Here is a 7,362-nt window from a genome sequence, read left to right as displayed (position 1 = left end):
GCTTTCGGGTCTGTATATACAGACATGATTTCTGTTCCTGCAGCAAGGGCGGCCTGAATAGCCGTGTATAATATATTTTTATCCATAATAGTATAAATCGCTGTAAAATAACAGCTTTTTTATATGCTGGTTGTGGTTGATTATTCGTTTTTTCTGTCCCCGTCGATTTTTTATAACTTCTTTTAAGAAACTCTGTGCCGGTTGTGTGGGTGTTTCCAGATTCGCCACATGTAGAAAGCGCAATGTGTGAAGGCGAACACGAAAGAAATGGTCAGCAGGGTTTTGTCTGCATCCCATCCTACGGTTTGCTGGTGCCATAGTCCGGTAATTACACTTAGAATGGATAAAATAAGTCCAGTCAGGTTTAATACAATATCTCCTTTTCGATGCTTTTGGCCATACTCTAATTTGCTGTGATGTATTCCGTATGAAGCATAGACATCTAATCCGATAAGCATCCATAATATCAGACGTATCCAGGTATCAGCAGGAAGGAAACTCATCATGCATAAGCAGGTGAGGATGCCCATAATCGGAACGAAGGGTACGAAAGGAGTCTTGAAGGCACGGGGCACGTCGGGCATGGTCTTGCGTACAATCAGGATGGCTGTGCAGACTAAAGTGAATGCCAGTAGTGTACCGATACTGGTCATTTCACCGGCTACTTGTGCTGGGATGAATCCGGCTAACAGGCTGACAAGTATCATAAACAGAACGTTGCTATGTACCGGTGTGCGGAAACGTCGGTTAATTTTTGAGAAGAACGGTGGTAAAAGACCATCGCGGCTCATACTCAGAAATACCCGACTCTGCCCAAGCAAAGTGACCATAATTACCGAGCAGTAGCCAAACAAAATGGCCAGGATGATGGCCTTGTTCAACCATGGATATGCGGGTTGTATGGCTCCTGCGGCATCGGGAACTCCCATTTTTTCAATGGCTACAGCTACCGGAGCAATTCCCACCTGTCCGCTGAAATCAGTGTAATGGGCTACTCCAGTCATGACATGGGCAAAGAGAATATATAAGATGGTGCAGACTAACAGGGATACTAAGATGCCAATGGGCATATCCCGTTTCGGGTTTTTAGTTTCCTGAGCTGCCGTGCTGACTGCATCGAATCCCAAAAAGGCAAAAAAGACAATCGCTGCTCCACGGAAGATTCCAGAAATGCCAAATTCTCCTAATGTGCCGGTATTGGCTGGAATATAAGGAGTATAGTTGTCATTTTGAATGAACTGCCAGCCGAGTATCACAAAAATCAGGATGACAGCTATTTTCAAAAAGACAATCAATCCGTTGAAGAAGGAACTTCCAGCGGTACCTCGCATCAGAATCAAGCTCATGAGGATTACGATTATCATGGCGGGAATATTGACGATACCCCCATCCCATGGGCATGCCGTAAATGCATGTGGTAAATCAATGCCTACTCCTTGAAGGAATACGGTCATATAGCGGCTCCAGCTGATGCTGACAGTGGTGGCAGCTACGGTATATTCGAGTACCAGGTCCCATCCGATAATCCAGGCAATAAGTTCTCCCATTGTGGCGTATGAATAGGTATAGGCACTTCCGGAAACGGGAATCATGGAAGCAAACTCCGCGTAACAAAGTCCGGCAAAACAGCAGCCGATGGCTGCAATGATAAAGGAAAGCGTGATAGCTGGTCCGGTATAAGAAGCAGCTACGGTTCCGGTAATTGAGAATAACCCGGCTCCTATGATGACACCCACCCCGAGAGCAACCAAGCTGACAGGACCTAGCACCCGTTTAAGGGTACCGCTTCCTGTTTCTTTGGCTTCAGCTTGTAAAGCCTCTATACTTTTTCGAATAAAAAGCCCCATTTCTTTGTCTGTTTTTATTGCTGGCAAAGGTAGGAAAAATTACTGAATCTTATTTCAGATATTGTGTAACCTTTCCACTAAGCTGTAGTAAAGAAATTTCGCACATTTTTGTATCGTATTCGGCAGAAAGAATTCGTTCTTCGGCGTCGAGCAGACTTTTTTGTGCTTCACGCATTTCAATACCCGATAAATCGCCCAGCAGGTAGCGTTCCTTGGCGATTTCATGGTTTTCTTTTGCCGATACCAGATTCTGTCTCTCCAGGTTCAGTAATCGGATATTGTTCCGGTAAGCCTGCCATAGGTTGCTCAGGTCTGCCCGTAGCCCCTGTTCCAGTTCGTCACGGGCAAGCTGTGCGTTGCGGATGGTCAGACTGGCATTTCGTTTTTCTCGTTTCCGGTTACCGTCGAAGATGTTGAATCCGATAGTGACCCCTCCGCTGAATCCCCAGTTGCTTCGCTGGCGCGTGGTATTTACATCGTATTTGTTTAAGGTATATCCGTAACCCGCATTCAGCCGTACGTACGGATAGTTGCGCGATAATACCTTTTTATAATCCAACTGAGCCAATACCGTATTTTGGTTGGCTTGTAGCAAGGAGGCATTGGTCTGAAGGGCTCCTTCCCACAGATCATTGAATTCTAGCTTCTCGTTTACGTCAATTACGGAATCCTTTACACTAATCGGGCGGTCCATGTCTTTTGCGGCCATCAGTTCATTGAGGTTAATGCGTGAGGTATGCACCAGTTCCCTTTGTTTGATATACTGCGCACGGTCGGCATTGAAGTCAACGGTGGCCTGCTGATAGTCCAGTCGGGAGAAGTTTCCGATATGATAACGTTCTTCCACGATACGCAGGCGTTCTCTGGACAGTGATACGGCATAGCGGAAGTTTTTCAGGCGGATTTCCTGCTGGATGTAATTATAATATTCCGCAGTAAGACTGGCAATGAAATCTTCAATGGCAATCCGTGTGTTGGTCGCTCCCTGACGTTCCAGTTCTTTCAGTTGTTTGTAAGTGGTACTGATATTGAAGCCGTCAAAGATGGTCCAGTTTAAGTCTATTCCAGCATCCAGTGTCTGGTCGTACACGCCACGGAGCTTGGTGGTTTCACCCGTAGCACGTGCCTGCGTATTGCTGTTGTCTGCACTTCCGGTATATCCGGCAGTCAAATCCACCGTGGGCAAGTAACCGGCATTCCCTAATGTCGCATTGTTTTTGCTTATCTGCTCCTCGTTGCGGGTGATGCGGAGTGAATAGTTGTTGACCAGTCCCTCTTCCAGGCACTGTTTTAACGTATAGGTGTACTGGGCTTGTGCGGTTATTCCGCTTCCCAGCAGACATATTATGAAATAAATAAGCCGTTTTTTCATTTTCTTTCTTTTTTAGCACGGTTTGTCGAAATATACGAATAAATGGCAGGTACAATGTACATGGTCAGGAAAGTAGATACCAGCATGCCGCCTACTACAGCTACTCCCATGGCGATACGCTGGTTGGCCCCTTCTCCTGTGGCAAATGCCAACGGAAGCAGGCCAAGAATCGTTGATGCACTTGTCATCAAGATGGGACGTAGACGCTGAAGAGCCGCATCGCGGATTGCTTGCATCTTGTCTTCACCGGCTTCCTGCTTTTGATTGGCAAATTCTACAATCAAAATGCCATTCTTGGCTACCAGTCCAATCAGCATGATGATACCAATCTGGCTGAAAATGTTCATGGTAATATCCCCAAAATACATGAAGACCAACGCTCCGGCAATGGCCAGAGGGACAGTTAGCATGATGATGAACGGGTCTTTGAAACTTTCGAACTGTGCTGAAAGTATCAGGTAAATCAGTACGAGTGCCAGGATAAAGGCGAACATCAGGCTGGAGGAACTTTCACGGTATTCTTTTGAGTCGCCCGATAAAGCCGTACGGAAAGTGTCGTCCAGTACATTGGCTGCAATCTTGTCCATTTCGTCCAGACCGTCACCAATGGTTTTTCCTTCAGCCAGTCCGGCAGAAATCGTAGCTGAGATAAAGCGGTTGTAGTGATACAGTTTGGGAGGCGCTACGGCTTCTATGAATTCCACCAAGTTGTCCAGCTGAATCATTTCACCCTTGTCGCTGCGGATATAGATGGATTTAATATTGGCGGGTTGGTTGCGTTGCTGGCGGTTAATCTGACCGAGAATTTCATATTGTTTCCCGTTCATATAGAAATATCCCATACGCTGTCCGCTTAATCCGTATTGCAAGGTTTCTCCAATGTCGCGCACGCTTACTCCCATGGTACCCGCTTTGTCGCGGTTGATGGTGACACGCATTTCCGGACTGCTGAACTTCAAGTCTACGTCGGCCATCTGGAAAGTCGGATTGTCGTACACTTGCGCCAGAAATTCCGGCAGTATCTCTTGCAGTTTCTCGATGCTGACAGCCTGAAGTACATATTGTACTGGCATACTGGCTCTGCGTCCGCCAAAGGAGGACTGCTGTTGTACGAAGGAGCGCGCTTTGGTATGGGTACGGATAGCTTTCGAAATCTGTTCAGCTACCTGCATTTGCGTGTAGTTGCGTTCCCTGATATCTTTTAGCGTGACCTGAATGTTTCCGCTTCCGCTGGATACACGGGCGGTAATGAATTTGGCATCCGGTACAATTGAGTCTATCAGTGCATTAATTTCTTCCGTATAATCGCGGATATATTCATAGCTGACTCCTTCTGCTCCACGAGTACTGATATTGATTTGTGAGCGGTCCTCCAACGGAGCCATTTCAGCCGGAATCTGGTTCCATAAGTAGCCGATGAGTACCAATGTAATCAGAGTAAACGGAATGGCAATGATGCGTTTCCGAAGAAAAGCATTGAGTGAACGGGAGTAGACGCGGTTCATCCCTTCAAAGAAAGGTTCTGTTTTCCGGTAAAACCAGTTTTGCTTTTCCCTGTGTTTCAAAAGTTTGGTAGCAAGCATCGGGGTGAATGTCAGGGCTGCAAAAGAAGAGATGATAACCGAACCGGCCACCACGAAACTGAATTCCCTGAACAAACGTCCGCTGGTTCCTTCCATGAACACAATCGGGATAAATACAGCCGCCAGCGTAAGGGTGGTAGAGATGACGGCAAAGAAGATTTCCTTGGCTCCTTCAATGCCGGCTTCAAAAGGCTTCATTCCCCGTTCGATGCGGATATAAATGTTCTCCGTCATGACAATGGCATCGTCCACAACCAGTCCCACAGACAAGACGACAGCCAGCATCGTAAGTACATTGATGGAGAATCCTGCGACGTACATCACAAAGAATGCTCCAATCAGAGAGACCGGAATCACGATACAGGGTATCAGTGTCACGCGCCAGTCGCGCAGGAAGAGGAAAATGATGATGATTACCAGTACAAAGGCTTCGTATACCGTGCTTTCTACTTCTGCAATGGAGGCACGGATGAAGCGTGTATTATCGAAACCATAGGTATATTCCACGTCGTCGGGCAGGTCTTTCTTCATCTGCTCCATGCGTTCGTACACGGCATCTGCGATATCAATGTGGTTGGCTCCCGGCTGAGGGATAACTACTACACCGACCATGGGTACACCGTTCATCTTCATATAGCTTTTAAGGTCGGCCGGTCCTAATTCAGCGTAACCGATGTCACTGAAGCGTACCACTTGCCCGTTCTGCTCTTTTAGGATGATGCTGTTGAACTCTTTTGCCGTGTGCATCTGACCCATGGTGCGCAGGGTGAGTTCCATGGTATTGCCTTCAATGCTTCCGGAGGGAAGTTCCAGGTTCTGGTCGCTGATAGCATTTTTCACGTCTACAGGCGTAATGCCGTAACCAGCCATTTTTACCGGATCCAGCCACAGACGCATGGAGTAACGTTTTTCTCCCCAGATAGATACACTGCTGACATCCGGAATGGTCTGTAACTGCTCCTTGACGGTCAAGTCCGCTATTTCACTCAGTTCCAGGAGCGAGCGGGTATTACTTTGGATAGCCACCATCAGGATGGGGCTGGCATCCGCATCGGCTTTGGAAACGGTAGGAGGGTCACAGTCGCGTGGCAGGTAACGCTGCGCACGTGATACCTTGTCGCGTACGTCGTTGGCGGCTGTTTCCAAATCTACTGACAGTTCAAATTCCACTGTGATACGGCATTGTCCTTGTTGGCTGGTACTCGATAGTGAACGGATACCGGGAATACCATTGATGTTCTGCTCCAATGGTTCCGTAATCTGGTTCTCAATGACTTCTGCATTCGCTCCCGGATAACTACAGGTGACAGAGATAATCGGGTTATCTACCGACGGGTATTCACGTACTCCCAAAGTCGTATAACCAATCAGTCCGAATAGCAGGATGATGATGGTGAGTACGGTGGCCAGCACCGGTCTTCGTATACTAAGTTCGGATATGTTCATACGGCAGAAAGTTAGTTGATTTGGTCAAGAATTACCGGCATGCCGGTACGTAATTGCAGGGTACCGGAGGTCAGTATGGTATCTCCGGCAGACAAGCCTTTCACTACTTGTACTTCTGCTTCCGTGCGGATACCTATTTCTACATCCACCGGTTCTGCTACTCCTGAGCGGTACAAGAATACCTTGTTCTTTCCCATTTCTGGCACAATTGCTTCCGAGGGAATGGCAATGGCATCTTGAATTTCCTGTTGTTTCAGCGCGATGTCTGCATAACGTCCGGGAAGCAATTCTCCGTTTCGGTTCGGATAGAGGGCACGTACGGTCAGAGTGTGCGTTTCTTCATTGATACGCGATTCGGTGGCATATACTTGTGAGTTGAAGGTTTCCAGCCGGCCTTCAATCTTAAAGGTCAGGTTGGTGCCTTTCTGAATCTGTCGGGCATAGCGTTCCGGTACGGCAAATTCCACTTTCAACGGGGTGATTTTAGTTAGTTTGGCAATGACCGTAGTTGGAGAGGCGTAGGCTCCCAAACTGACCTGCCGCAACCCGATGATGCCGTCGAATGGAGCGCGGAGCTCTGTCATGGCAATATTGGCCTTCACGTTTTCGATGTCGGCATTGAGGGTGGCCAGTTCCGTCTTTACCTGCTCATAGGCTTCCTTACTAACCGCATCGCGTTGCAGCAGGGCATTCTGTCGGAATACGCGGTCCTCGGCCAACGGCATCTGGGCTTCCAGGCGTTTCAACTGAGCCTGTAACTGGCTGTCGTTCACCTTGGCCAGCAACTGGCCTTTTGATACGAAACTACCTTCCGTAAACTCGATGCTGGTAATCTTTCCGGAGGTTTCAAATGACAGGTCCACCTCTTCGTCTGGCATCAGCTTTCCGCTTACAAACAGCTGGTCTGTAAGCAGATGAGGCTTGATGATTTTTGCATTTACATTCAGCGTCTTATTTTTGTCGACTGGTGATTTCTTCTCGGTAGCAGCCAGTTCCTTGTTCTTTCCGGGGGTAAATGTATGAATGCCCAAAGCGGTCAGTCCTACACCTACCAAAACGATAATTCCCCATTTAATTCGTTTGTTCATGTGTTTGTTAGATTGCGGTTAAATAA

The 7,362-nt window shown here is 47.6% G+C and carries 4 protein-coding genes; all 4 read right to left on the bottom strand.

Annotation, left to right across the window (positions count from 1 at the left end; genetic code table 11):
- Positions 1–182 precede the first annotated feature (182 nt).
- From ACMJ0U_RS10005 to ACMJ0U_RS09990, 4 genes are read right to left on the bottom strand one after another with little or no spacing between them, the layout of a single operon-like run.
- A complete protein-coding gene (locus tag ACMJ0U_RS10005) occupies positions 183–1,847 on the bottom strand; it encodes an amino acid permease (RefSeq protein WP_417129818.1) in 1,665 nt (554 codons plus the stop codon).
- Between the two features lie 49 nt (positions 1,848–1,896).
- Complete coding sequence (locus ACMJ0U_RS10000) at positions 1,897–3,219, bottom strand: TolC family protein (RefSeq protein WP_417129817.1); 1,323 nt, start codon at positions 3,217–3,219, stop codon at positions 1,897–1,899.
- Positions 3,216–6,248 (bottom strand): efflux RND transporter permease subunit, encoded by a 3,033-nt coding sequence (locus tag ACMJ0U_RS09995; protein ID WP_417129816.1) that lies wholly within the window; start codon positions 6,246–6,248, stop codon positions 3,216–3,218. Before ACMJ0U_RS09995 ends, ACMJ0U_RS10000 begins: the two co-directional genes overlap by 4 nt.
- Positions 6,249–6,259: 11 nt before the next feature.
- On the bottom strand, positions 6,260–7,336 hold the full coding sequence (locus tag ACMJ0U_RS09990) for an efflux RND transporter periplasmic adaptor subunit (protein ID WP_417129815.1): 1,077 nt from the start codon (positions 7,334–7,336) through the stop codon (positions 6,260–6,262).
- Between the last annotated feature and the right edge of the window lie 26 nt (positions 7,337–7,362).

It is taken from the genome of Phocaeicola sp., from assembly GCF_048170425.1.
In the GTDB taxonomy this organism is placed as follows: Bacteria; Bacteroidota; Bacteroidia; order Bacteroidales; family Bacteroidaceae; genus Phocaeicola.
Note: the sequence above shows the minus strand (reverse complement) of the source record. Positions and strands in the feature narration are given on the sequence as shown.

Excerpts from the sequence above, each read along its gene's own strand:
- ACMJ0U_RS10005 (WP_417129818.1), bottom strand. The coding sequence starts at position 1,847 with ATGGGGCTTTTTATTCGAAAAAGTATAGAGGCTTTACAAGCTGAAGCC.
- ACMJ0U_RS10000 (WP_417129817.1), bottom strand. The coding sequence starts at position 3,219 with ATGAAAAAACGGCTTATTTATTTCATAATATGTCTGCTGGGAAGCGGA.
- ACMJ0U_RS09995 (WP_417129816.1), bottom strand. The coding sequence starts at position 6,248 with ATGAACATATCCGAACTTAGTATACGAAGACCGGTGCTGGCCACCGTA.
- ACMJ0U_RS09990 (WP_417129815.1), bottom strand. The coding sequence starts at position 7,336 with ATGAACAAACGAATTAAATGGGGAATTATCGTTTTGGTAGGTGTAGGA.